The sequence below is a fragment of the Burkholderia sp. AU19243 genome, assembly GCF_018148075.1.
Taxonomy (GTDB): domain Bacteria; phylum Pseudomonadota; class Gammaproteobacteria; order Burkholderiales; family Burkholderiaceae; genus Burkholderia; species Burkholderia latens_A.
In genome coordinates, this window is sequence record NZ_JAGSTV010000003.1 from 446,885 (window position 1) to 470,668 (window position 23,784).

A 23,784-nucleotide genomic window follows, 5' to 3' on the forward strand; every position below is an offset into this window, starting at 1 on the left:
CGACGCCGCGCATGCGCGGCGCATTGCGTCGAGGTCGCCGGTCAAACAGGGCAGGATCGATGCGCGCGGCGGCGCGCGATCAGTTCGCGTCGACGCGGTATCCTTGCTGGCGCAACAATTCGAGCACGCCGCGCTGGCCGCCCAAATGCAGCGCGCCGATCGCCACGAATACCGGCCGGTTCGGCGCGGCGATTGCCGTCATCCGTGCAACGAAGCGCCGGTTGCGCTCGTACAGGATCTTGTTGTCGATCGACGCCGACAGCGCCTTCGAACGGGCAAGCCGCTCGCTCTTCGCAACCGCCCACGCGGAGATCGCATCGGCGTCGCCAATTTGCCACAGCCGGTGCAGCGCCTTGATGTCGTCGGCGTTCTGCGCAGGGGTTTGCACCATGTCCTGCGCGAGCATCTCGCGCTGCTCGGCAAGCGTGAGCCCCGTGAACGCGCGCATCTGCTCGGCGAGCGTCTCGAGCCCGATCACGCGGCCGCCCTTCTTCTTCAGGAACACGTTCTGCAGTTGCGCCTCGGTGCCAAACTCCGTCTGCAGGCCAGCCGACAGCGAATCGTAGGTCTCGACGACCAGCGCGGCGAGCCACGGGCGCATCCGGCGGATCTCCGTCAGCGCAGCCGGATTGCCGCGCAGCCGCGCGGCGAGCCGCTGCCACAGCGGCTCTGGCAGCAGACGCTGCAGGCACGGGTAGCGGCACACGCCGTACTTCGACACGTCGTCCTGCGATTCGAGCAGGTCGTCTGGCGACAGCTCCAGCGCGAGCGTCGGCGACGCGGCGAGCGCCGCGAGAATCGGCGGCCGGAACGGCTGGGCAGGCGGATAGTCGGACGGGTCGCCCGTATGCAGCGTGCCGAGCACGTACAGCGTGACCTTGCCCTTCGTCGCGACATAGAACGGCATGCGCGCAGGCTGCACGCGCACCGTGCCGCGCGCGACCGTGCCGTTCGGCCCGGACGGCGCGTGAAACCCCGGCAGGCTCACGCCGGGCGGCGGGACCTGCGACGGATGGATCGGCGAACTCGCCGGCGCGCGCCCTTCGGCACGCGCGGCGTCGACCGGGACCAGCACGCTGGCGGCCACGCATGCGCCGGCCAGCGCCGCGCCCGTGACCGTGCGCACGCTCCAGCGACGTGCGTTGCGGCACGCGCGCATCACGTGCGCGCGGCCGGCCTCCGAGCGGCGCGCGCGAGGCGCGCGCGCCGCCACACCATCAGGCATTCGCCTCCCCCACCTCCTCGGCGCGATGGCAGGCCACGCGGCGTCCGTCGACGTCGCGCAGCTGCGGTTCCTCGACACGGCAGCGCTCGACCGCATACGGGCAGCGCTGGTGAAACGCGCAGCCCGGCGGCGGATTGAGCGGCGACGGCAGCTCGCCCTGCAGCTTGATCTGTACGCGGCGGTCTTCCTCGAAGATCGCCGGCGTCGCCGACATCAGCGCGCGCGTGTACGGATGCCGCGGCCGCGCGTAAATCGTCGCCTTGTCGCCGAGCTCGGCGACGCTGCCGAAATACATCACCATCACGTCGTCCGCGACGTGCTCGACCACCGCCAGGTTGTGCGAGATGAACACGTAGCTCGTCTTGAACTGCTCCTGCAGATCCATGAACAGATTCAGGATCTGCGCCTGGATCGACACGTCGAGCGCGGACACCGGCTCGTCGGCGACGACGATCCGCGGATCGAGGATCATTGCGCGCGCGATCGCGACACGCTGGCGCTGCCCGCCCGAGAACATGTGCGGATAGCGCTTCGCATGCTCGGGCCGCAGGCCGACCGTGCGCATGATCTGCGCGATGCGCGCGGCACGCTCCGCGGCGCTCAGGTTCGCGTTGATCTCGAGCGGCTCCGACAGCGTCTGCTCGACGGTCTTGCGCGGATTCAGCGACGCGAACGGATTCTGGAACACCATCTGTACGCGGCGGCGCAGATCGGCGACCGTCTCGCGGTTCGCGCCGGCGACGTCCTTGCCGTCGATCGTCAGATGCCCCGACGTCGGCGTCTCGATCATCGTGAGCTGGCGCGCGAGCGTCGATTTCCCGCAGCCCGACTCGCCGACCACGGCGAGCGTCTTGCCGCGCCTGAGCGTAAACGACACGCCGTTCAGCGCCTTCACCGTGCCCTGCCCGAACATTCCGCGCTTGACCGTGTAGTGCTTCGCGAGCTGGTCGGCCACCAGCACCGCTTCCTCGTCGTGCGAAGCAGCACGCGTTTCGTGGACAGCATTCATCGTGCGCCTCCAGTCAGGTCGAGGTTGGAAACATTGAGCGGCTTGATGCAGCGCGCGCGCATCGCATCGTTGCCGGCAACCAGCGTGTCGAGCGCCGGACGCGCCTTGCGGCAATCGTCGACGACGTACTTGCAGCGCGGCGCGAACAGGCAGCCGGACGGGCGATCATCGCGGCCCGGCACCATGCCCGGCAATGCGGCAAGGCGCCGCGCACCCTTATTGTGCTCGGGAATTGCGGCAAGCAGCGCTTCGGTGTACGGATGATGTGGTTCGCGGAAGATGTCCGGCACGCGATTGGTCTCGATGACCTCGCCCGCGTACATCACCGCGACGCGCTGCGCGACTTCCGACACCACGGCCAGGTCGTGCGAGATCAGCACGAGCGCCATCCCGCGCTCCTTCTGGAGTTTTACCAGCAGATCCATGATCTGCGCCTGGATCGTCACGTCGAGCGCGGTGGTCGGCTCGTCCGCGATCAACAGCTTCGGATTGCATGCGACCGCCATCGCGATCATCACGCGCTGGTTCATGCCGCCCGACATCTGGTGCGGGAACGCCGCGATGCGATTCTTCGCATCCGGAATGCCGACCTGGTCGAGCAGTTCGAGCGCGCGCCGGTGCAGCGCGTCGCCGCGCAGGCCTTCGTGCAGCTTCAGCACCTCCTTGATCTGGTAGCCGACCGTGTAGCTCGGGTTCAGGCTCGTCAGCGCGTCCTGGAACACCATCGCGATGTCCTTGCCGACGATCGCGCGGCGCGCCTTCGGCGACGCCTTCAGCAAATCCACGCCGTTGAACGTGATCTCGTCGGCGGTCACCTTGCCCGGTGCGTCGATCAGGCCCATCAGCGCCATCATCGTCACGCTCTTGCCCGAGCCCGATTCGCCGACGACGCCCACCACCTCGCCCGGCGCGATCGACAGGTTGATCCGGTCGACTGCGGGCAGGCCGTTGAAGTTCACCGCGAGATTGCGGATAGTCAGTAGATCTTGGCTCATGGTCATGCCATCCGCTTCAGTTTGGGATCCAGCGCGTCGCGCAGCCCGTCGCCGAGCAGGTTGATCGCGAGCACCGAAATCAGGATCGACAGGCCGGGCATCGTCACGATCCACCACGCGTTGTCGATGTAGTCGCGCGCGGACGCGAGCATCGCGCCCCACTCGGCGGTCGGCGGCTGCACGCCGAGACCGAGGAAGCCGAGCGCGGCCGCATCGAGAATGGCCGACGAGAAGCCGAGCGTCGCCTGCACGATCAGCGGCGCCGTGCAGTTCGGCAGCACTTGCGAGAACATCAGGCGCAGCGTGCCGGCGCCGGCCACGCGCGACGCCGTCACGTACTCCTTTTGCAGCTCGCCGAGCGCCGACGCGCGCGTGAGCCGCACGTAGGCCGGCAGCGCGACGATTGCGATCGCGAACATCGTGTTGGTGAGGCCCGGCCCGATGATCGCGACGACCGCGACCGCGAGCAGCAGCGACGGCAGCGCGAGCAGCACGTCCATGATGCGCATCACCGGCGTGTCGGCCCACTTCTGGAAGAACGCGGCGATCAGCCCGAGCACGATGCCGGGGATCAGCGCGAGCACGACCGACACGAAGCCGATCCAGAACGACATCCGCGCGCCGAACATCAGCCGCGACAGGATGTCGCGACCCGCTTCGTCGGTGCCGAGGATGAATTGCCAGTTGCCGCCGGCGAGCCACGCGGGCGGGATTTTCACGTAGTCGCGGTACTGCTCGACCGGGCTGTGCGGCGCGATCAGCGGCGCGAAGATCGCGACCAGGATCAGCAGCAGCACGACGATGCCGGCGCCGACGGCGCCGCGGTTGCGCGAGAAGTTGGCCCAGAACTCGCGCAGCGCGAGCGCACGGCCGCCGGCCGGCGCGGATTCGGTCGGCAGAGTATTTTGCAGATTGCTCATGGCATTACCTCGTGTGGCGGATGCGCGGATTCAGCACGCCGTACAGCAGGTCGACGACCAGGTTCACGACGATCACGAGCGTCGCGATCAGCAGGATGCCGCCCTGGACGACCGGATAGTCGCGGCGGCCGATCGCATCGATCAGCCACTTGCCGACGCCGGGCCACGAAAAGAGCGTCTCGGTCAGCACGGCGCCAGCAAGCAGCGTGCCGATCTGCAGGCCGATCACGGTGACGACCGGAATCAGCGCGTTGCGCAGCGCATGCACGACGACCACGCGCGCGGGCGACAGCCCCTTCGCGCGGGCTGTGCGGATGTAATCCTCGCGCAGCACTTCGAGCATCGACGAGCGCGTCATCCGCGCGATCACCGCGAGCGGGATCGTGCCGAGCACGATCGATGGCAGGATCAGGTGGCTGACCGCGGACTTGAACGAGCCTTCGTCCGGCGCAAGCAGCGCGTCGATCAGCATGAAGCCGGTCGGATGCGGGAAGTCGTATTCGACGGCGATGCGGCCCGACACGGGCGTCCAGCCGAGATACGACGAAAACACCATGATGAGAATGAGCCCCCACCAGAAGATCGGCATCGAATAGCCGGTGAGCGCGGTGCCCATCACGCCGTGATCGACGACCGAGCCGCGCCGCAACGCGGCGATCACGCCGGCCGGCAGGCCTACGACGAGCGCGAACACCAGTGCGCACAGCGACAGTTCGACGGTCGCCGGGAAGCGCGCGAAGAACTCGCCCGCGACGCTGGTGTTGGTGATGATCGACATGCCGAGGTCGCCATGCAGCGCCCGGCCGATGTAGTGCAGATACTGCACGGGCAGCGGCTGGTCGAGCCCGAGGCGTTTCATGGCCTCAGCATGCATCGCCGGATCGACGCCGCGCTCGCCCATCATCACTTCGATGGGATCGCCCGGTATCAGGTGAATCAGCGCAAACGCCAGGATGGTGATGCCGATGAAAGTCGGAATCACCATGCCCACGCGGCGCAACACGAATGTAAACATGATGCGTCTCGTATTTTCTTGTGGGAAATGTGCGACCGGCGACGAGGAGCTTTTGGCCCCTCGCCGCCGGATGAGTTCAAGCCGGTCTTCTCGATGACGACAGCTTAGGTCAGGCCGGTTACTTCACGCTGACACCGTCGAAACGCGCGTAGCCGAGCGGTTCGATCCGCATGTCGACCACGTTCTTGCGTACCGGCTGGTAGACCGTCGAGTTCGCGATCGGCGAGAACGGCAGCTGCTGCGCGAAGATCTGCTGCGCCTGCGTGTAGATCTTCGTGCGTGCGTCCTGGCCCGTCGTCGTGCGGCCCTTCTGGACCAGATCGTCGAACGGCTTGTAGCACCAGTGCGAGAAGTTGTTGCCCTTGATCGCCTCGCAGCCGAGCAGCGTACCGAGCCAGTTGTCCGGGTCGCCGTTGTCGCCCGTCCAGCCGATCAGCATCGTGTCCTGCTCGCCCGTGTGCGCGCGCTTGATGTACTCGCCCCATTCATACGTGACGATCTTCGCCTTCACGCCGATCTTCGCCCAGTCCGCCTGGATCATCTCCGCCATCAGGCGCGCATTCGGGTTGTATGCGCGCTGCACCGGCATCGCCCACAGCGTGATGTCGAAACCGTTCGGATAACCGGCCTTCGCGAGCAGCGCCTTCGCCTTCGCGGTGTCGTACGCGGCCATCTTCAGGTTCTTGTCGTACGACCATTGGGTCGGCGGCATCGGCGCGCTCGCAGCCTGGCCCGCGCCCTGATACACGGATTCGAGGATCGCCTTCTTGTTGATCGCCATGTCGAGCGCCTGGCGCACTTCGAGCTTGTCGACCGGCTTGTGCTCGACGTTGTACGCGAGGTACCCGAGGTTGAAGCCCGGCTGCGACGGCATGTCGATGTTCGAATCGGCCTTCAGCGTCGCGATGTCGGCCGGACGCGGATAGCTCATCACCTGGCATTCGTTGCGCTTGATCTTCTGCACGCGCACGCCCGGATCCGGCGTGATCGAGAAGATCAGCTTCGAGATCTTCACTGCGCCCTTCTTCCAGTAATCAGGATTCCCGTCGAACCGGATCGTCGCGTCCTTCGTGTAGCTGCGGAAGATGAACGGGCCCGTGCCGACCGGCTTCTGATTGATGTCGGCGGCCTTGCCGGCCTTCATCAGCTGATCCGCGTATTCGGCCGACAGGATCGACGCGAATTCCATCGCCATGTTCTGGATGAACGGCGCGTTCGGCTGGGACAGCGTGAACTTCACGGTGTACGGATCGACCTTCTCGACCTTCGTGATCAGCTTGTCGAGGCCCATGTCGGTGAAGTACGGGAACGATACCGGGTATGCCTTGCGGAACGGCTGGTTCGGGTCGAGCATGCGCTCGAACGAGAACACGACGTCGTCCGCGTTGAATTCGCGCGTCGGCTTGAAGAAGTCGGTCGTGTGGAACTTGACGCCGTGGCGCAGGTGGAACGTGTACTCCTTGCCGTCGGACGATACGTCCCATTTTTCGGCGAGGCCCGGTTCGACCTTGGTGCCGCCGCGCTCGAATTCGACGAGGCGGTTATAGACGGTGAACGTGGCGGCGGTGAAATCGACGCCGGTCGTGAATTGCGCGGAATCGAAACCCGCCGGGCTGCCTTCTGAGCAGTAGACGAGCGTTTTGTTCGGAATCTGTGCGAATGCAGAGCCCGCGACGCCGAGCGATGCCGCTGCCACGCCTGCAATGGCGGTAACACGCAGGGTGTGCAACAGACGGTTGTATTCCATGTTTCCTCCAGGTCTCCAGATCGGAACCGGTCCCGCAGGGGGCCGGGGTACGCGGATATTACTTGAGCTAGCGATTTTGCAACAAGCTGGAGAAAAAACTCTTCTACATGCATTCACGCGGGTTTCTGCCGATGTCTCGCGCACGCAAAAGGTGCGGGTGGACGCGGGCGCAGCCATTCCGTTCATCCCGCGCATGTTTCCTTCGACAACTAAACAATTTCCGCGCGCACGCGAACGCGCGTCACGCGGGTTGACCGCGGATTTTCCGGGGATTCGCGTGCATCGTTACGTTTTCTGAAACGATGCATCGCATGCAATACCGAGCGCAGTCGGTCAGGCCGGCGCGTCGAGATCCGCGCTGCGCGCCGGCACGAACGCGACCGCGACGATCGACAGCGCGAGCCCCGCCATCACGTAATAGGTCGGCGCGAGCGGCGTGCCCGTCGCCTTGATCAGCCACGTGACGATGAACTGGCCGAAGCCGCCGAACAGCATCACCGCGACGTTGTACGCGATCGACAGCCCGGTCGAGCGCACGTTGGCCGGAAACAGCTCGGCGATCATCGCGCCGAACGGCCCGTAATAGCCGGCGAGCGTCACCGACAGGATGGCCTGCACCGCGATCAGCCGGCCGATGCTCGGCGCCGCGTCGAGCCATGCGAACAGCGGATACATCAGCGCGAGCGTCAGCACGAGCGACCACAGCGACAGCCCCTTGCGGCCGATGCGGTCCGACCATGCGCCCGCGACCGGCGACAGCACCATCAGCAGCAGGTTGCCGACGATCACCGCATAGAACGATTCCGCATACGGCAGCTTCAGCTGCTTCACCGCGAAGGTCGGCAGATAGCTGATCAGCACGTAGATGGTCACCGTCAACGCAATCACCGAGCCGAGTCCGCACAGCACCTCGCGCGGGTGGCGCGTGAACACTTCGCCGAGCGTCGCACGCCGCCCGCTTTGCTGCGCATGGAGAAATGCTTCGGAATCCGCGAGATGACGGCGGATGTAGAACCCGATCGGGCCGATCACGAGCCCGAGGATGAACGGCACTCGCCAGCCCCAGCTGCGCAGTGCGTCGGGCGACAGCCCGCGCGTGACGGCGGCGCCGACCAGCGCGCCGATCAGCAGCGCGGCGGCCTGGCTCGCCATCTGCCAGCTGCCGTAGAAGCCGCGTTTCGAGAACGGCGCGGCTTCGATCAGCAACGCGGTCGCGCTGCCGAATTCACCGCCGGCGGAGAAGCCTTGCAGCAGGCGTCCGAGCACGATCAGCAGCGGACCGCCGATGCCGATCGCCGCGTACGGCGGTGCGATCGCGAGCAGGAAGATGCCGGCCGTCATCAGCAGGATCACGAGCGAAAGCGCGGCCTTGCGGCCCGCGCGGTCCGCATAGAGGCCGAACACGATGCCGCCGATCGGGCGCATGAAGAACGCGACGCCAAACGTCGCGGTGGTGAGCAGCAGCGACGAGTATTCGCTGGACGTCGGAAAGAACAGCTCGGCGATCACGACCGTCATGAAGCCGAACACCGTGAAGTCGTACCACTCGAGCGCGTTGCCGATCACGGCCGCCGCCACCGCGCGCCGGTTCAGCGCACGCTCGGGCCGCACCGTTTTCGTTGAGTTCGCAATCGTCGCCATGCGTGCCTCGTCCTCGTAAGTTCGCCGTGTCGGCCGGTGCGGCGCGCAAAGTGGCCGCGGCGCGCTGGTGTGCAGCGAGTGTAGAAAGCGACGGAACCGATTTCAAGCATAAAAAACGCCCGCCATCGTCCGATGGCGGGCGTTGTGCGGTTTTCGCCACATTGCGGCATTGCACGATGCCGCGACGGGCATCAGCCCATTTTCGAGAACGCGCTGCACCAGCCCTTCGCCGACACCTGCTTGCCGGGGAACGCGCCGCACGGGCCCGAAGCCGAGCCCTTCTTGCCCTGGTACAGCATGCAGGCCGCGCAATCCTGGCCCGCTGCGTATTTCGGATACTTCGTCTTGTCGACCTTCGTCGCATCGGCCTTGTAGCCGAGCGCCACGGCGGTCGGATCGGTTTCCGACAGCATCGGCGCATCGGCCAGCGCTTCGCGCGACAACGCCAGCGCGGACACCGCGCCAATGCTCGTGATCAGGAAACTCCGACGGGTTGCTTTCATGGGGACTCGCTCCAACGTTATCGGTTTGAAAGCCGTTCTGGCGACGGCGCTCAACAGAATAACCGCCAAGCGCACGAATGTGCGCGCCGAAATGCCGGAGATAAGGGAATTCACACGGCGGGCCCGCACGCGCGGGCCGGCGCCGTCACGCGCGGGACGTCATGTCGCCGACGCGCTGCGCGAGCGCGAGCGATGCGGTCAGCCCCGGCGACTCGATCCCGAACAGGTTCACGAGCCCGCGCACGCCGTGCTGCGCGGCGCCTTGCACGATGAAGTCGGCCGGCGGCTCGCCGGGCCCTGCGAGCTTCGGCCGGATGCCGGCGTACGCCGGCTGCAGCGCGCCGTCGGGCAACGCAGGCCAATACGCGCGGATCGATGCATAGAACGCCGGCGCGCGCGCCGGATCGACTTCGTAACGCAGCGCATCGACCCATTCGACGTCCGGCCCGAAGCGCGCCTGCCCGCCGAGATCGAACGTCAGGTGCACGCCGAGCCCGGCCCGGTCGGGCATCGGATAGACCAGATGCGAGAACGGCGCACGACCCGACAGACTGAAATAGTTGCCGCGCGCGAGATAGAGCGGGGGTACCCAGCGCGAGTCGAGGCCGCGCGTGCGGCGGGCGAGCGCCTGCGCACCGAGACCCGCGCTGTTGATCACGCAGGCGGCTTCGATCTCGGTCGGCGCATCGCCGCCCGTGCGCACGACGAAGCGGCCGCCGCGCAGCACGTCGATCGATTCGACCGGGGACTTCAGCGCACACATCGCGCCGTGGCGCTCGGCTTCGCCGAGCAGCGCGAGCATCAACTGGTGGCTGTCGACGATGCCGGTGCTCGGCGAGAACAGTGCCTCGACGCATTCGAGCGCCGGCTCGAGCGTCTGCGCCTCGGTGCGCGTGAGCGGCATCAGGTCCAGCACGCCGTTTTCCGCCGCGCGCGCGGCGATCGCCTTCAACTGCTTCACCTGCGCGGCGCTCGTCGCGACGAGCAGCTTGCCCACGCGCCGATGCGGCACGTGGTGCGTGTCGCAGAATTCGTACAGCAGATCGCGCCCGTGCACGCACGACGTCGCCTTCAGCGAGCCGCGCGGATAGTACAACCCCGCGTGAATCACCTCGCTGTTGCGCGAGCTCGTGCCCGTGCCGATCGCGTCGGCCGCATCGAGCACGATCGTCTCGCGCCCGCGCAGCGAGAGTTCGCGTGCGATCGCCAGACCGACGACGCCCGCGCCGATCACCACACAATCCGTCTGCTCCATAGCGTTACGTATCGCTCACGCATCGAGGGGAGAGATTGGAATTGTACGTCCCGGTTCGCCCGCCTGCCGATGCACGCGCATCCATGTATACGCGCGCCGCGGCTCAGAATCCGATCGGCCGGCGTTTCGCCGCGCCCTCGTCCGCGCGAATGTCGGACGGAGCGATTACGTCGCGGCCGGCGAGCCGCGCGGCGCCGAACGCGTGCAGCAACGCGCGGCGCATCGTGCGCGGCGGCGTCGCGGCCAGCACGTCGAGCACGTCGTCGTCGAGCGTGTCCGGGAAGCGCCGCCCCCACGCATGCGACGAGCGAATCTCGTCGTAGATCGTCCGCGCGATCCGCCGCGCGCCCGCGGCATCCGGCGGCGCGATCTCGTACACGTTCATCCGGTTCAGCAGCGGCTCCGGAATCGCATGCGCATCGTTCGCGGTCGCGATCCAGATCACGTTGCCCGCGTCGATCGGCACTTCGGCGAATTCGTCGACGAACGCGCGCGCGGTGTCATGCTCGAGCAACGCGTACAGCGCGCCGAGCGGATCGTATTGCGCGTCGCTGCCGGCCTTGTCGATCTCGTCGACTGCGATCACGGGGTTCGCATAGCTGCCGTTGACAAGCGCGTCGAACACCTTGCCGGGCTTCGCGTTCTTCCACTGCGACGACGCACCCGACAGGATCCAGCCGGCCGTCAGCGAACTCATCGGCACGTAGTGATAGGCGGTGCCGAGCAACTGCGCAAGCGCCTTCGCGAAATGCGTCTTGCCGATCCCGGGCGGCCCGAGCAGCAGGATCGGCATCAGTTCGAGCCGGTCCTCCGTCTCGAGGCACAGCGCGACCTGCTTGCGCACGTCGCCGAGCGGCTCGGTGAAATTGGGCAGCGCGTCGTCGAGTTCGTCGAACGACGGCATCCGGTTCGGCTTCACGCAAAAGCGCAGATTGCCGGTCTTGAGCATCCGCTCGTAAGTGGCGCGCAGTGCATCGCTCGCGCTCTCGTTCAGGTCGTTCAATGCGGTTTCGACCTGCTCCAGGTCGTACACCGTGCTGAAGGACGCCACCGCCAGTTCCTGTTTCACCATCGCCGTCGTCATACCAACCTCTCTGCTGCTGCCGTTGCACACTCATCAGACCCTTACGAATTCAGTGTAGCGATCCCGCACGCGCGTGCAAGCAAGCAGCCGCACGCGTCTGCTGCTAACACAACGCGTGCCTGCAGCGTCGGGGCGCGCGGCGTATGATCGACGGTTCACCGGCCGATGCGGCGCGCTTCGTTTCGATGGATTGCCGATGTCCGCTGCCGCTGCCGAACCGCGCGTCGGTACCGGCGCCGCCCGCGCTGGCGCAGCCGTCGACGCCGCACTCGGGTCACACCGCGCGACTCGCGCGTTCCGGCCGAAAGCGGTGCCGCGCGACACGCTCGAGGCGATCCTCGAAGCTGCAAGCCGCGCGCACACGCGGCCTCGACACCTGCCCGCGAGCCGCGCTCGTGCCGTTTCACCGGATCGTCGCCAAGCATGTCGACATCCCCGCGAACGAACAGCGCGTTTGCGGAATGTCGCTCGTCCATGCGGACCGCGACGCGATCGAGAACCGCCTCGTCACCGAGCGCGCCGGCGTGGCCGGGTTCGCGCGCCTTTATGCTTGAAAACGCGCGGCGTGCACCTACCTTCCGATCAGGACCGGATCGTGCTGCGAACCTGCCGCGACGATTCCGGTCACACCACCGCCCAGATCGATCGGGCGTAAGATGTGCGTCCGTTCCCCGCTATCCCGCGTTTCCGGAGAAGTTCGATGCTGAAACACGGCCTGGCCGTCCTGCTCGCGAGCGTCGCGCTCGCCGCCCATGCGCAAAGCCCCGCACCGGCGGCCGTCGCGTGGGAGATCCAGGTGGTGCGCGACGGTCAGACGATCGACACGTTCCAGCAGCGCACCACCGTCGGTCAGACCCGCACCGACACTCACCGCTATCCGTCCGCCGTGCCCGTCGGCTGCGGCAATGCCGCGCGCGTCGTGCCGACCGAACGCTCGCGCTCCGTGACTGTCGCGCCGCTCGCCGTCGACGACGCAGCACACACCGTGTCGCTCGCGCTCGACGTGCAGGAAACCCTCGACGACGAAACCGCGACGCGCAGCGATCCATGCGTGCCCGCGTCGCCGCGACAGATCGTCGCGAGCCATCCGGGCCTCGCGGTCGGCGCCGACGCGTGGACCGACTGGACGCTCGTCGAGCAGCATCCGCATCTCGTCTACCGCGTGCGTGCGCACGTCGCAAAGGACTGAGCGCCATGTCCGCAGACGCCCTGTCCTTGCCGTTCGCCGAACCGCACGCCGCCCCCGACGAAATCACCGCGGTCAGCTGGAACCTGCACAAGGGCCGCTCGCCGCTCGGCTTCACCGCGTGGAACGCGATGCGCAACTGGATGCAGTCGACGCACGCCGACGTGTATTTTCTGCAGGAAGCGATGGCGCGCCGCATGCCCCGTCCGATGCTCGCCGCCGGATTCGGCGCGCCGATGGACGACGCGGTCGATGACGTATGGCACTGCCAGGCCACCGAGATCGCGCAAGCGCTCGACTGGCAGATCGCGCTCGGGCCGAACGTGTTCAAGCCGTCGTGGCGGCACGGCAATGCAATCCTGTCGCCGCATCCGCTCGATCTCGGCGGGCGCTGGGACATCTCCGCGCACCGCTTCGAGCGGCGCGGGCTGCTGGTCGCGCGCGCGACGCTCGCCGGCTCGCGCCCCGTCACGCTGCTGTGCGCGCACCTCGCGCTCACGCGCGCCGCGCGGCTGCGCCAGATGCACTGGATCGCGCACTGGATCGTGCGCAACGCGGGCGACGATCCGCTCGTGCTCGCCGGCGACTTCAACGACTGGCGCAACGATTCGGTCGCGCTGTTCGGCGAAATCGGGCTGTCCGAGGTCGCGACACTGCTCGGCCAGTCGGGTCGCACGTTCCCCGCATTCTCGCCGGCGCTCGCGCTCGACAAAATGTTCGTGCGCGGACTGACGCCGCTCGAATGGCAGGCGCCGTCCGGCGAAACCGCGTGGCTGTCGGACCACCTGCCGTATATCGCGCGGCTGCGCCTCGATCCCGCACCATCCGCCGCGCCATGACCGCGGCCGTGCGGCGCGCACTCGCCGGCCCGGGCGCGAGCGAGCACTGAAAGCTCGTTGAAACGATGCGTTGTGCCAAATCCGCGCAGCCGCGCGGGTCAAGCCCGCATCTGCCCCAAGCAGGGTAAAATAGCGAGTTATTCAATCGTCTGTCATCGAGAGGGCGCGTGTCCGACGCGCCGGCCGGCCGATCCGCGATCGGGCCGACGCACTCGGTTTTTTGCCCGTTTTTGGGCCCGTTACACGCGTCCGCTACGCGCGTCCGTTTTCAAAGCCATGAGCAAATACGACACCGCCACCGTCCAATCCGTCCACCACTGGACCGACACGCTTTTCAGCTTCACCTGCACCCGTGAGCCGAGCCTGCGCTTCAACAACGGCGAATTCACGATGGTCGGCCTCGAGGTCGACGGCAAGCCGCTCGCGCGCGCGTACTCGATCGTCAGCCCGAACTACGAAGAGCACCTCGAATTCTTCAGCATCAAGGTCCAGAACGGCCCGCTGACGTCGCGCCTGCAACACCTGAAAGTCGGCGACACCGTGCTGATCGGCAAGAAGCCGACCGGCACGCTCGTCGCCGACAACCTGCTGCCCGGCAAGACGCTGTGGATGCTGTCGACGGGCACGGGCCTCGCGCCGTTCATGTCGATCATCCGCGACCCGGACATCTATGAACGCTTCGACAAGGTCATCCTGACGCACACGTGCCGCCTGAAGGGCGAACTGGCGTACATGGACTACATCAAGCACGACCTGCCAGGCCACGAATACCTCGGCGACGTGATCAAGGAAAAGCTCGTCTACTACCCGACGGTCACGCGCGAAGCGTTCGACAACGAGGGCCGGATCACCGACCTGATCGCGACGGGCAAGCTGTTTACGGATCTCGGCGTGCCGCCGTTCTCGCCGGAAAACGACCGCGTGATGCTGTGCGGCAGCACCGCGATGCTGAAGGACACGACCGAGCTGCTGAAGCAGGCCGGTCTCGTCGAAGGCAAGAACAGCGCACCCGGTCACTACGTGATCGAGCGCGCATTCGTGGACTGATCGATCCCCGAATTTGTGCCGCATCAAGAACCGGAGCGAAAGCTCCGGTTTTTTTTCGTCCGGGCTTGGCGAATTCGTAACAAACTGCGACCATTCCATCTCAAATAGTTACATTTTGATGGGCGCCCCGCAGGTGCTTTCATGTCGGTGTTTTTCCTACAACACCTTCATTCCGATTATTCACATTTACCCTTAAATGGCCGCCCAGCATGACGTTTTCCGTTTTTTTGGGATATTATTCGCCCCGCGTGCTCGCCGATCGGGCGAGCCGCGGAGGGTCGGACTCAAACGTTACTAAATGTAACTTTTGTTACCTCGGCATGAGGCGATTCTCCGGCGACGGCCGTCATCGAAGCGACCGTCGATTCACGCAGCCAGCCGGTGTCTGAACCGCTTTCTGACAGCAGGGAGAGTCATGGATACGTCGCTCAACGCGCCCCCGGGCGCTCACGCCCCGTTCCCGTCGAGGCAGCTCGCACACGGCTGCACCGCTACTGCCGTCATGGTCGGCGCCCTCCCCGAACGCGACACGCGCGACGCATCCGCGGCGCGGATCGCGGCGCTGTCCACCGAATTGATGGTCGCCGACGAAGCGGCCCGCCGCCATCTCGCCGGCGAGCTGCATGACGGGCTGGGCGCCGAACTCACCGCCGCGCGCTTCGCGCTCGCAAACGTTCAAACCTGGCTGCCGGCCGATGCGCCGGAGGGCTGTCTGCGCGCGCTCGAACTCGCGCAACGGGCGCTCGACGCCGCGACCGACGCGAACCGCCGGCTGATCGACGAGCGCGATACGCCGGCACTCGACGGCGGCCTCGTCGGCGCGCTGTCGACGTGGGTCGACACGCACGCGGCACGCACCGGCCTGCGCACGAGCTTCGTGTGCGCGGCGGATGCGCGGCTCACGCAGCTCGGCGGCGCCGGCGCGCTCGCGATCTTCCGCGTCGCGCAGGAAGCGCTGTCGAATGTCGCGAAGCATGCGCGCGCGGCGTCCGCCGACGTACGGATCGACACCAACGGCACACATCTGTCCCTCATCGTTACCGATGATGGGACCGGTTTCCCGCGCGGCCGGCGTGCCGGCTACGGCCTTGCGGGCATGCGCGCCCGCTGCGAGGCATTCGGCGGCAGCTTCGACACCCGCGCGCCGGCTTCGGGCCAGGGCACGCGCGTCACCGCGCGTTTCGCGTGGAATTCGCTGTTCGCGGTGCCGGCCGCCGCGCGCCGCACGTCGCGCTGAGGGTCGCCATGAGTCTGAACATCCTGCTCGTGGACGATCACGCGATCGTCCGGCAAGGGATCCGCCATCTGCTCATCGACCGCGGCGTGGCCCGGGAAGTGACCGAAGCGGAGACCGGCGCCGATGCGGTAGCCGCGATCGATCGCGACACCTTCGATGTGATCCTGCTCGACATCTCGCTGCCGGACACGAACGGCATCGAGTTGCTCAAGCGCATCAAGCGCAAGCTGCCCGCGACGCCGGTGCTGATGTTCTCGATGTACCGCGAGGACCAGTACGCGGTGCGCGCGCTGAAGGCCGGCGCGGCCGGCTATCTGTCGAAGACGGTGAATGCCGCGCAGATGATCGGCGCGATTCAGCAGGTCGCGGCGGGCCGCAAGTACGTGAGCCCGGCGATGGCCGAAGCGCTTGCCGAATACGTGTCGTTCGAGAACGAGCCGCTGCCGCACGAGAAGCTGTCCGACCGCGAGTACCAGACGCTCTGCATGCTCGCGTCCGGCAAGCGTCTCACCGACATCGCGAACACGCTGTCGCTGTCGGTGAAGACGGTCAGCGTGTACCGTTCGCGGCTGCTCGAGAAGATGCGGCTGTCGAACAACGCCGAGCTGACGTTCTACGTGATGAGCAACCGCCTCGTCGACATGGCGCCCGCGTCGGGCGCGTGATCCGCCCGGCGTCATCGCGCCGGGACCGGACCTGCATCGCCCGATTCGCCGCGCCCGGCGCCGGCGCGGCCGCCCAATCGCGTGCAAGCGTTTGTTTTGTCGAACGATTCCCGCACGCACCGCTGCGCCGCAGCGAGGCTTTCACGCCAAATCGGCTAAAATTCCGGGTTTTCACTCAGTCGGCGCCGCCGCGTTCGCGCGCGCTGGAGAAACATCCGCAATGTCCCTCTTCCGCAAGAAAAACGTCGATCGCATGATCGCCGGCGCGCACGGCGCCGGGCTCAAGAAAGCACTCGGCGCAATCGATCTCACCTTCCTCGGCATCGGCGCGATCATCGGCACCGGCATCTTCGTGCTGACCGGCACGGGCGCCGTGCAGGCGGGCCCGGCGCTGATGTTGTCGTTCGTGATCGCCGCGATCGCCTGCGGCCTCGCGGCGCTGTCGTATGCCGAGTTCGCGTCGACGATTCCGGTCGCAGGGTCGATCTACACGTACTCGTACGCGACGCTCGGCGAGCTGGTCGCGTGGATCATCGGCTGGGATCTGATGCTCGAATACGGGCTCGCGGCATCGGCCGTGTCGGTCGGGTGGTCCGGCTACCTGCAGTCGCTGCTGCAGGGCTTCGGGCTCACGCTGCCGACCGTGCTGACGGCCGCGCCCGGCGCGATTCCCGGCGTCGTCACGTGGTTCAACCTGCCTGCGTTCCTCGTGATGCTGGTGATCACGACGCTGCTGTCGCTCGGCATCCGCGAGTCGACCCGCATCAACAACGTAATGGTGTTCATCAAGGTCTCGGTGGTGCTGCTCGTGATCGCGGTCGGCCTGTTTCACGTGACGCCCGCGAACTGGAAGCCGTTCATGCCGCACGGCTGGAACGGCGTGTTCGGCGCCGCCGCCGTGATGTTCTTCGCGTTCATCGGCTTCGACGCGGTGTCGTCGGCGGCCGAAGAAGTGAAGAACCCGAAGCGCGACCTGCCGATCGGCATCATCGCGTCGCTCGCGGTGTGCGCGGTGCTGTACGTGACGGTTGCGGCAGTCGCGACCGGCATCGTCCCGTCTGCGCAGTACGCGAACGTGTCGCACCCGATCTCGTACGCGCTGCAGATCGCCGGCGAGACGTGGGTTGCGGGCTTCATCGACCTCGGCGCGGTGCTCGGGATGCTGACCGTGATCCTCGTGATGAGCTACGGCCAGACGCGGATCATCTTCGCGATGTCGCGCGACGGGCTGCTGCCGGCCACGCTGTCGCGCGTGCATCCGCGCTATGCGACGCCGTTCCTGACTACCTGGCTCGTCGGCCTGTTCTTCGGGCTGATCGCCGCGCTCGTGCCGCTCAACGTGCTCGCCGAACTGATCAACATCGGCACGCTCGCCGCATTCTCGATGGTGTCGATCGCCGTGCTGGTGCTGCGTCGCACGCACCCGGAACTGCCGCGCGCATTCCGCTGCCCTGGCGTGCCGGTGGTGCCGATCCTCGCGGTCGGCGCATGCCTGTTCCTGATGCTCAACCTGCAGCCCGTCACGTGGGCCGCGTTCGGCATCTGGCTCGTGATCGGCCTCGTGATTTACTTCCTGTATTCGCGCCACCACTCGAAACTCGCGCGCGGTCAGCACGACGCGCACTGACCCGCGCCGCCGCGCGCATGCCGCGCGGCGGTGTGCCGCCGCACCGGGCCGCGACCGGTCCCGTGCGGCACGCCCCCCTCTCGTTGTCGAACCTCCGGCCGCAACGCGTGCGCCAGCGCGCTGCGCCCGCGCGCGCCGGTTGCCCGATCGTCGCGGAATCTTGCCCGATCGTCCGCATTTGCGCCGCTGACGCGCACGCTGCCTGCACGCGCGCGCCGGGCGGTTCATAATCGCGCCATCGAACGACGGTCCGCGCCGGCGGGCCTCCGGCAACAGGAATACATGATGGAAAGCGTCGATCTCGATGTACTGAAATCAAGCGCGCGCTGGCTCGACGAAGGGCGTCGCGTGCTGCTCGTGACGGTCGTGAAGACGTGGGGCTCGTCGCCGCGCCCCGAGGGCGCGATGCTCGCGGTGCGCGAGGACGGGCTCGTGGTCGGCTCCGTGTCCGGCGGATGCATCGAGGACGACCTGATCGCCCGCGTGCATGCGAGCGGGATCGCAGCCGATGCGCGCCCCGAAGCCGTCAAGTACGGCGTGACGGCCGAGGAAGCGCACCGTTTCGGCCTGCCCTGCGGCGGGACGATCCAGCTCGTGCTGGAACCGCTCACGCGCGACAGCGGGATCGCCGCATTGTGCGCGGAAGTCGAAGCCGGCCGGCTCGTGACCCGCACGATGACGCTCGCGACCGGTCGCGCGTCGCTGTCGCCGGCGCAGGCGACCGACGGGCTCGCGTTCGACGGCGAGCGGCTCGTGACGATCCACGGGCCGCGCTACCGGATGCTGGTGATCGGGGCCGGGCAGTTGTCGCGCTATCTGTGCCAGATCGCGGTCGGACTCGACTATCAGGTCACCGTCTGCGATCCGCGCGACGAGTACACGGATGCGTGGGACGTCGCGGGCACGCGCGTCGTGCACACGATGCCGGACGACACGGTGCTCGACATGAAGCTCGACGCACGGTCGGCGGTAATCGCGCTCACGCACGATCCGAAGCTCGACGATCTCGCACTGATGGAGGCGCTGAAAACGCCCGCGTTCTACGTGGGCGCGCTCGGTTCGCGGCGCAACAATGCGGCGCGGCGCGAACGGCTGCTCGAATTCGATCTGAGCGCCGCGGAACTCGCGCGGCTGCACGGGCCTGCCGGCATCTATATCGGCAGCCGCACGCCGCCCGAGATCGCCATCTCGATCCTCGCGGAAGTCACCGCGGCGAAGAACAACGTGTCGCTGCCGACGATCCTGCAGGTCGAGGGCGCGAAGGCCGCGCGTGAAATCGCGGCAAACAACGGCGCGACCTGCGGGCTGTGAGGCCGTCGGCGGCGCATCGGCGCCGCCCCGGCGCGCGGGGCGCCGGCCGCCGACCGGCGCGTGTCGACCGTCAGGCCAGGCCCGCGGCGAGCGCCGCGGCCACGGACCCGACCACCAGCACGACGCCGACCGTGCGGCGCTTGTTCAGCTCGGTCCACAACAACACGCCCGTCAGCGACAGCAGGATCAGCGACCCCGCGATCGTGTCCATCAGCAGCACCCAGCCGACATTCATGCCGACACCGCGATGCAGGTTGTTCAACGTCGTCAGGAACGTGTTGCCGGTACGCTTCACCGACACATAGCCGTTGCCGACCCAGTATTCGGCCTGCAGGTTCTGGTGCGGCCCGAACACGCCCATCTGCCAATGCTCGGGCTGCATCACGCGCCGGTCGCCCCACGCGACCGGCTGCGCGGGCTCCTTGCGCACGCGCCCCGGCCGGCCGTCGAAGTGCAGCTCCTGCTGCAACCATTTCGTCATCGCGGCCGGCGACTTCGGCGCCGGATCCGGCAACCCGATCTGCAGCTCCTCGACCTGCGGCTCGCCGGTCGGGATCTTCAGCGGCGGTGCGCGGTGATTCAGCACCACGCCCGTCACGCCGAACAGCAATCCGAGCACCGCGCCCCATAGCCCGACCCAGCCGTGCACCTTGCGCAGCCACTTGATGAAGGTCGCACGGCGCGAACGCTGGCGGCGCGCGGCGCGCTCGGCATCGCTCAGCGAACGTGCGGCGGGATGCAGCACGATGACGCCCGCGGCGGGCGTGCCCGCCGGCGGCGGGGCGATCGTTTCGGGTGCGTTCACGCGAAAGATTCCATTCGTTCAAAGCAACGGGCGGTGCACCGAAACGTGCACCGCCCGCCGTGTCATAAGATGAGAATGAATATCATTACACAAACTGCGCGAGGTCTCAATCGGTCCGCATACGTCGCGCACGGAACAAAGGGCGGCGAATGAAGCGGCGATGTGCGCGCCGTGCGTGCGAATGGCAAGCGGATGAGCGCAGATGACGGCGAAATCGCGTCGAAAGCACGCGATAGCGATTCGCAAGAAGGCGATGCGAAGCGGCCGGTCAGCGGCGCAGCGGCGGCAGCGGGAAGTGCGGTGCGGGGTCGCCCGCCGCCGGCTCGGTGCGATCGAGCGCGTACAGCCACGCGAGCAGGTCGGCGACCGCCTGGTACAGCTGCGGCGGAATCCGGTCGTCGAGGTCGACCTGCATCAGCAGCGACACCATCTCCGGCGCCGTATGCACGTACAGCCCCGCATCGCGCGCGCGGGCGACGATCATTTCCGCGAGCACGCCGTAGCCCTTCGCGACCACGCGCGGCGCGCTGTCGCCGCCTTTCGGGTCGTACACGAGCGCGGCCGCGCGCTTGCGGGAGGTCATGCTCATCGCGCAGTCTCGTCGTCGGCGCCCGGCGTGCCGCCGGCCGCGCTGCGCGCATACGCGGCCGCCGCGGCCTGCGCGACGAGCAGGTCGAAGCCGTCCGGTTCGTCGCCGACCGCGCGGATCGACAGCCCGCCGAGCTGCAGACCGGCCCCCTCGAATCGCTGCCGGAGCGCGGCTTCGTGGCGTGTGAGGCGATCGGCGCCGGCCGAATTCGCGCGCAGCCGTGCGACGAGCTGCCGGCCGTTCAATACCAGTTCAGCGTCGACCGTGCCGAGCGACGGCAGTGTCAACGTGAGCCGCGTGCGCCACGCAATGCCGTCGCCCGTATCGTCGCCGCCGCGCGACGCGTGGCCGCCCGAATCGTCGGGCTCGATCGTCCAGTCGAGGCGCGCGCCGGGCCACGCTTCGCCCGCCCAGCGGAACTGGTCGGTCGCGAGCGCGTCGAGCTGCTGGCGCACGAGCGGCACGGCGGCCGGATGCACCGGGTTCGACGCCTGCGCCTGCGCCTGCGGGTCCAGCGACGCGGCGGCCAATTCGGCGCGCGCGGGCGTCCAGTGCGCGCCAGGATGTTCGCCGAGCGGATCGGGCAGCTCGGCTAGGCCCGCAGCCGACGCCGGTCGCGCTGAAGCCGGTGCGCTCTGCGGGGCCGGCGCAAACGGATGCGGGGCCGCGCCGGGCGTCTCCGGTACGCCGGGTGGCACGGCGGCTCGCGACGCCGTTGCCGCCGGCAACGGCAGGCGTTGCGCGAGCAGTTCGTCCAGTTCGTCGGCCGAAGGGTGTTGCGCGGCATCCGGTGCAGCCTGCACCGGCACGGTCGCAAGCTGAGCCTGCGGTTCGCGCATCAGCGCGGCAAGCGGGCGCTGGCCGGCCAGCCACTGCGCGAGATGAGATTCGTAGAAGAGGCCGCTTTCGCTGACGGCCTGCGCGAGCGCAGCGCGCAACGCCGCGACGGGTGCCGCGGCCGCTGCGGCCCGAGCGGCGGCGACGTCTGCGGCCGGTGAGGCGGCGGAAGCGGCGGAGGACGAGACGGCTGACCCGGATGCCTGCGCCGGGTCCGGCGCCACGGCCGGTGCCGGACTGAGCAGCACCGACGGATCGGCGAGCAACGGCGCGCGTCCGGCGACCGCCGGCGTCGCGACGCCGCCCGAGCGGGAAATCGCATCGAGCACGAGCGCGACGTCGGACAGTGCGGTCTGGGCGGACGCCGGCGCCGCGGCCGGCGGTGCGCTCGCGGACGACGACGGCGACGCGCCGGCGCCGGGCGTGCCGACCTGCGCGGTCGCACCGCCGCCGGCGGGCGCGGCCACGGTGCCGCTCAGCAGGCTGTCAAGGCGGCTCGCCAGCACGGCAGCCGCAACGGAGTCGATACCGGTCATGATCGGAGCCTGCTCACCTCAGCCACTTCGTTGCGAATCCGGGCACGCGGCGGCCGCCGCCCCGGCAAACGGGCACTACCCGCGCGCGCGGTACAGATCGGTCAACACCTTCGTCGAGCGCCGCGCCTCGAACAGCGCGGACAGCCGCGCGACTTCCGGGCTCGCCAGATCGCGGATCGCCGCGTCGTCGGCGAGGATCCGGCGGATCAGCGCGAGCTTGCGGCCGAGATCCGATTCGTCGAGCGTCACGCCCGGATCGGCCTCCTTCAACCCGTCGACGAGCCGCAGGAACTCGGCCTGCAACTCCGGCAATGCACTCCAGTCGGCCCCGCGCGCGGCGCACAGCATCCGGCTCGACACGGCCGCGAGCGCCTCGTAGCGAGCGAAGTATTCGGCCTTCAGATTCATCGCACCGCGTCCGCCGCCTGTTGTGCGGCCATCCGGGCGACTTCCGGCGCAATGCCTGTCCACGCTTCCTCGAGCGTCGCGAGCAGTCCGTCGACCTCGACCAGCATTGCGTCGCTCGCATGCAGGTTGGCTTCCAGCAGGCGCCGGCCGATGTACGCGTACAGCGCGTCGAGCCGCCCGGCGATCTCGCCGCCCGCGTCGCGGTTCAGCGACGCCTGCAGCCCGCTCTCGACGATCCCGATCGCCTTGCCGATCGCCTCGCCGCGCGCGGCCACGTTGCCCTGCTGCAAGTGCATGCGCGCGAGCGCGATCGCCTGCCGTGCGCCCTGGTACAGCATCGCGATCAGCCGGTGCGGCGACGCGCCCATGACCCCGGTCTCGACGCCGACACGCGCGTACGCACTGGCTCCAGCGTGTCCTGGGGAAAACATGCGCTTCTCCTTGTGATGCGTTTGCTATGCGGTGGCGGCCGCCCTGCATCGCATGGCGCGGCCTTGTTCCAGAGTTATCGGAAGGGAATTGAAAAGCTTTAGTCGGGCGGACTACCGGTCGCGTGTCGCAGCAGCGGCTGCCGGGTAGTCGTCAGCCGAGGGCCGTGGCGTCCGGGCCGCCCCTCTTCGATCGGCCGGGCGGGTGGTCGGACGCCGGGCGATCGCGCGTCGGGCGGCCATCGCCGGATGCCCGTCGCCGGATGCCCGTCGCCGGATGCCCGTTGCATCAAACCGACATCTGCATGATGTCGTTGTAAGCGCTCACCAACTTGTTGCGAACCTGCAAGCCGAACTGGAAACCGATGTTGGCCTTCTGCATGTCCACCATCACGTCGTTGAGCGACACGTTCGCCGCGCCGACCTCGAACGCCTGCGCTTCGCCGAGCGCGTGCTGCTGGTCGCCGCTGATCTTGTCGAGCGACGCCTTCATCGCGCTCGCGAACGTGCCGGCGGTCGCGGCCCCCGAACCCGCGAGCGCGGCCGTCGGGCTTGCGACGCCGCCGCTCGCCTGCGCGGCCATCGCCTGCATCTGTTGCAACACCGAACCGATTCCGCTGACGTTGGCAGCCATGCTGTCCCCAATACACAAGAGAAGTGACCCGGCGTGCCGGGCGTCTGGCCGGCGCCGCACGATGCGCACCATGCCGGATCGCAAAAAAGGATAGCAGCGCGGCGCCCGCCAAAGCCGTGAAAGTACGGGTGAAACCCCGCTCTTTTCGGTCGATCGGAGTCGCGCGCGGGTCCCGATAATCGCATCGTGTCATTGTCCGTCCGCTCGTCCGAGCGGTTCAGTCGTCCCGCTCCGGAGAAAC

Annotated in this window: 23 protein-coding genes and 1 pseudogene; 8 read left to right on the forward strand and 16 right to left on the reverse strand. The window is 67.7% G+C overall.

Annotated elements, in window-relative coordinates; translation table 11 throughout:
• Nucleotides 1–79 precede the first annotated feature (79 nt).
• From KDW55_RS08275 to KDW55_RS08320, 10 genes are all read right to left on the reverse strand, one after another.
• Complete coding sequence (locus tag KDW55_RS08275) at nt 80–1,225, reverse strand: TraB/GumN family protein (RefSeq protein WP_212161814.1); 1,146 nt, start codon at nt 1,223–1,225, stop codon at nt 80–82.
• The gene (locus KDW55_RS08280) at nt 1,218–2,234 is read right to left on the reverse strand and encodes a peptide ABC transporter ATP-binding protein (RefSeq protein ID WP_069241851.1); all 1,017 of its coding nucleotides are present in this window, start codon (nt 2,232–2,234) and stop codon (nt 1,218–1,220) included. Before KDW55_RS08280 ends, KDW55_RS08275 begins: the two co-directional genes overlap by 8 nt.
• The gene (locus KDW55_RS08285; RefSeq protein WP_040142438.1) at nt 2,231–3,229 is read right to left on the reverse strand and encodes an ABC transporter ATP-binding protein; all 999 of its coding nucleotides are present in this window, start codon (nt 3,227–3,229) and stop codon (nt 2,231–2,233) included. Before KDW55_RS08285 ends, KDW55_RS08280 begins: the two co-directional genes overlap by 4 nt.
• A 2-nt stretch (nt 3,230–3,231) precedes the next feature.
• Nucleotides 3,232–4,149 (reverse strand): ABC transporter permease subunit, encoded by a 918-nt coding sequence (locus KDW55_RS08290; protein ID WP_040142440.1) that lies wholly within the window; start codon nt 4,147–4,149, stop codon nt 3,232–3,234.
• Nucleotides 4,150–4,153: 4 nt separating this feature from the next.
• Entirely contained in the window at nt 4,154–5,164 is a 1,011-nt protein-coding gene (locus KDW55_RS08295) for an ABC transporter permease subunit (protein WP_040142442.1), read from the reverse strand.
• Between the two features lie 118 nt (nt 5,165–5,282).
• Nucleotides 5,283–6,911 (reverse strand): ABC transporter substrate-binding protein, encoded by a 1,629-nt coding sequence (locus tag KDW55_RS08300; RefSeq protein ID WP_040142444.1) that lies wholly within the window; start codon nt 6,909–6,911, stop codon nt 5,283–5,285.
• Nucleotides 6,912–7,244: 333 nt separating this feature from the next.
• Complete coding sequence (locus KDW55_RS08305; protein ID WP_040142446.1) at nt 7,245–8,552, reverse strand: MFS transporter; 1,308 nt, start codon at nt 8,550–8,552, stop codon at nt 7,245–7,247.
• A gap of 191 nt (nt 8,553–8,743) precedes the next feature.
• Entirely contained in the window at nt 8,744–9,055 is a 312-nt protein-coding gene (locus KDW55_RS08310; RefSeq protein WP_040142448.1) for a high-potential iron-sulfur protein, read from the reverse strand.
• Between the two features lie 145 nt (nt 9,056–9,200).
• The gene (locus KDW55_RS08315) at nt 9,201–10,310 is read right to left on the reverse strand and encodes an NAD(P)/FAD-dependent oxidoreductase (protein WP_069241852.1); all 1,110 of its coding nucleotides are present in this window, start codon (nt 10,308–10,310) and stop codon (nt 9,201–9,203) included.
• Between the two features lie 103 nt (nt 10,311–10,413).
• Nucleotides 10,414–11,394: an AAA family ATPase gene (locus KDW55_RS08320; protein ID WP_040142452.1), complete on the reverse strand. Its 981-nt coding sequence runs from the start codon at nt 11,392–11,394 to the stop codon at nt 10,414–10,416.
• Nucleotides 11,395–11,590: 196 nt separating this feature from the next.
• On the opposite strand from KDW55_RS08320, the pseudogene KDW55_RS29740 reads away from it, so the two are divergent.
• The 8 genes and pseudogenes from KDW55_RS29740 (at nt 11,591) to KDW55_RS08360 (ending at nt 19,306) form a co-directional block, all read left to right on the forward strand.
• Nucleotides 11,591–11,948, forward strand: a pseudogene (locus tag KDW55_RS29740) (hypothetical protein).
• A gap of 146 nt (nt 11,949–12,094) precedes the next feature.
• On the forward strand, nt 12,095–12,583 hold the full coding sequence (locus KDW55_RS08330) for a hypothetical protein (RefSeq protein ID WP_040142454.1): 489 nt from the start codon (nt 12,095–12,097) through the stop codon (nt 12,581–12,583).
• Nucleotides 12,584–12,588: 5 nt separating this feature from the next.
• A complete protein-coding gene (locus KDW55_RS08335) occupies nt 12,589–13,419 on the forward strand; it encodes an endonuclease/exonuclease/phosphatase family protein (RefSeq protein ID WP_040142455.1) in 831 nt (276 codons plus the stop codon).
• 276 nt (nt 13,420–13,695) lie between these two features.
• The gene (locus KDW55_RS08340) at nt 13,696–14,466 is read left to right on the forward strand and encodes a ferredoxin--NADP reductase (RefSeq protein WP_040142456.1); all 771 of its coding nucleotides are present in this window, start codon (nt 13,696–13,698) and stop codon (nt 14,464–14,466) included.
• 415 nt (nt 14,467–14,881) lie between these two features.
• Nucleotides 14,882–15,703 (forward strand): ATP-binding protein, encoded by an 822-nt coding sequence (gene rqpS / locus KDW55_RS08345; RefSeq protein ID WP_209821195.1) that lies wholly within the window; start codon nt 14,882–14,884, stop codon nt 15,701–15,703.
• An 8-nt stretch (nt 15,704–15,711) separates the two neighbouring features.
• Nucleotides 15,712–16,368 (forward strand): response regulator transcription factor RqpR, encoded by a 657-nt coding sequence (gene rqpR / locus KDW55_RS08350; protein WP_040144827.1) that lies wholly within the window; start codon nt 15,712–15,714, stop codon nt 16,366–16,368.
• A 220-nt stretch (nt 16,369–16,588) separates the two neighbouring features.
• Nucleotides 16,589–17,995, forward strand: a complete 1,407-nt coding sequence (locus KDW55_RS08355; protein ID WP_040142458.1) for an amino acid permease — start codon at nt 16,589–16,591, stop codon at nt 17,993–17,995.
• A 285-nt stretch (nt 17,996–18,280) separates the two neighbouring features.
• On the forward strand, nt 18,281–19,306 hold the full coding sequence (locus tag KDW55_RS08360) for an XdhC family protein (RefSeq protein WP_040142459.1): 1,026 nt from the start codon (nt 18,281–18,283) through the stop codon (nt 19,304–19,306).
• Nucleotides 19,307–19,376: 70 nt separating this feature from the next.
• On the opposite strand, the gene KDW55_RS08365 is transcribed toward KDW55_RS08360, so the two are convergent.
• The 6 genes from KDW55_RS08365 to fliE all read right to left on the reverse strand — a co-directional run bounded on the left by KDW55_RS08365 (nt 19,377) and on the right by fliE (nt 23,543).
• Complete coding sequence (locus tag KDW55_RS08365) at nt 19,377–20,111, reverse strand: PepSY-associated TM helix domain-containing protein (protein ID WP_212161815.1); 735 nt, start codon at nt 20,109–20,111, stop codon at nt 19,377–19,379.
• A gap of 268 nt (nt 20,112–20,379) precedes the next feature.
• Nucleotides 20,380–20,700, reverse strand: a complete 321-nt coding sequence (locus tag KDW55_RS08370) for an EscU/YscU/HrcU family type III secretion system export apparatus switch protein (RefSeq protein ID WP_040142461.1) — start codon at nt 20,698–20,700, stop codon at nt 20,380–20,382.
• Nucleotides 20,697–22,073, reverse strand: coding sequence for a flagellar hook-length control protein FliK (locus KDW55_RS08375; RefSeq protein ID WP_209824729.1), 1,377 nt, complete (start codon nt 22,071–22,073; stop codon nt 20,697–20,699). Before KDW55_RS08375 ends, KDW55_RS08370 begins: the two co-directional genes overlap by 4 nt.
• A 75-nt stretch (nt 22,074–22,148) precedes the next feature.
• Entirely contained in the window at nt 22,149–22,481 is a 333-nt protein-coding gene (locus KDW55_RS08380; protein ID WP_040142463.1) for a flagellar protein FliT, read from the reverse strand.
• Nucleotides 22,478–22,912 (reverse strand): flagellar export chaperone FliS, encoded by a 435-nt coding sequence (fliS, locus tag KDW55_RS08385; RefSeq protein WP_040142464.1) that lies wholly within the window; start codon nt 22,910–22,912, stop codon nt 22,478–22,480. The genes KDW55_RS08380 and fliS overlap by 4 nt, the downstream gene beginning before the upstream one ends.
• 286 nt (nt 22,913–23,198) lie before the next feature.
• Nucleotides 23,199–23,543: a flagellar hook-basal body complex protein FliE gene (gene fliE, locus KDW55_RS08390; RefSeq protein WP_040142465.1), complete on the reverse strand. Its 345-nt coding sequence runs from the start codon at nt 23,541–23,543 to the stop codon at nt 23,199–23,201.
• Between the last annotated feature and the right edge of the window lie 241 nt (nt 23,544–23,784).

What these genes read in the sequence shown, in the direction of transcription:
- KDW55_RS08275 (WP_212161814.1), bottom strand. Translation starts at nt 1,225, where the DNA reads ATGCCTGATGGTGTGGCGGCGCGCGCGCCTCGCGCGCGCCGCTCGGAG.
- KDW55_RS08280 (WP_069241851.1), bottom strand. Translation starts at nt 2,234, where the DNA reads ATGAATGCTGTCCACGAAACGCGTGCTGCTTCGCACGACGAGGAAGCG.
- KDW55_RS08285 (WP_040142438.1), bottom strand. Translation starts at nt 3,229, where the DNA reads ATGAGCCAAGATCTACTGACTATCCGCAATCTCGCGGTGAACTTCAAC.
- KDW55_RS08290 (WP_040142440.1), bottom strand. Translation starts at nt 4,149, where the DNA reads ATGAGCAATCTGCAAAATACTCTGCCGACCGAATCCGCGCCGGCCGGC.
- KDW55_RS08295 (WP_040142442.1), bottom strand. Translation starts at nt 5,164, where the DNA reads ATGTTTACATTCGTGTTGCGCCGCGTGGGCATGGTGATTCCGACTTTC.
- KDW55_RS08300 (WP_040142444.1), bottom strand. Translation starts at nt 6,911, where the DNA reads ATGGAATACAACCGTCTGTTGCACACCCTGCGTGTTACCGCCATTGCA.
- KDW55_RS08305 (WP_040142446.1), bottom strand. Translation starts at nt 8,552, where the DNA reads ATGGCGACGATTGCGAACTCAACGAAAACGGTGCGGCCCGAGCGTGCG.
- KDW55_RS08310 (WP_040142448.1), bottom strand. Translation starts at nt 9,055, where the DNA reads ATGAAAGCAACCCGTCGGAGTTTCCTGATCACGAGCATTGGCGCGGTG.
- KDW55_RS08315 (WP_069241852.1), bottom strand. Translation starts at nt 10,310, where the DNA reads ATGGAGCAGACGGATTGTGTGGTGATCGGCGCGGGCGTCGTCGGTCTG.
- KDW55_RS08320 (WP_040142452.1), bottom strand. Translation starts at nt 11,394, where the DNA reads ATGACGACGGCGATGGTGAAACAGGAACTGGCGGTGGCGTCCTTCAGC.
- KDW55_RS08330 (WP_040142454.1), top strand. Translation starts at nt 12,095, where the DNA reads ATGCTGAAACACGGCCTGGCCGTCCTGCTCGCGAGCGTCGCGCTCGCC.
- KDW55_RS08335 (WP_040142455.1), top strand. Translation starts at nt 12,589, where the DNA reads ATGTCCGCAGACGCCCTGTCCTTGCCGTTCGCCGAACCGCACGCCGCC.
- KDW55_RS08340 (WP_040142456.1), top strand. Translation starts at nt 13,696, where the DNA reads ATGAGCAAATACGACACCGCCACCGTCCAATCCGTCCACCACTGGACC.
- rqpS (WP_209821195.1), top strand. Translation starts at nt 14,882, where the DNA reads ATGGATACGTCGCTCAACGCGCCCCCGGGCGCTCACGCCCCGTTCCCG.
- rqpR (WP_040144827.1), top strand. Translation starts at nt 15,712, where the DNA reads ATGAGTCTGAACATCCTGCTCGTGGACGATCACGCGATCGTCCGGCAA.
- KDW55_RS08355 (WP_040142458.1), top strand. Translation starts at nt 16,589, where the DNA reads ATGTCCCTCTTCCGCAAGAAAAACGTCGATCGCATGATCGCCGGCGCG.
- KDW55_RS08360 (WP_040142459.1), top strand. Translation starts at nt 18,281, where the DNA reads ATGGAAAGCGTCGATCTCGATGTACTGAAATCAAGCGCGCGCTGGCTC.
- KDW55_RS08370 (WP_040142461.1), bottom strand. Translation starts at nt 20,700, where the DNA reads ATGAGCATGACCTCCCGCAAGCGCGCGGCCGCGCTCGTGTACGACCCG.
- KDW55_RS08375 (WP_209824729.1), bottom strand. Translation starts at nt 22,073, where the DNA reads ATGACCGGTATCGACTCCGTTGCGGCTGCCGTGCTGGCGAGCCGCCTT.
- KDW55_RS08380 (WP_040142463.1), bottom strand. Translation starts at nt 22,481, where the DNA reads ATGAATCTGAAGGCCGAATACTTCGCTCGCTACGAGGCGCTCGCGGCC.
- fliS (WP_040142464.1), bottom strand. Translation starts at nt 22,912, where the DNA reads ATGTTTTCCCCAGGACACGCTGGAGCCAGTGCGTACGCGCGTGTCGGC.
- fliE (WP_040142465.1), bottom strand. Translation starts at nt 23,543, where the DNA reads ATGGCTGCCAACGTCAGCGGAATCGGTTCGGTGTTGCAACAGATGCAG.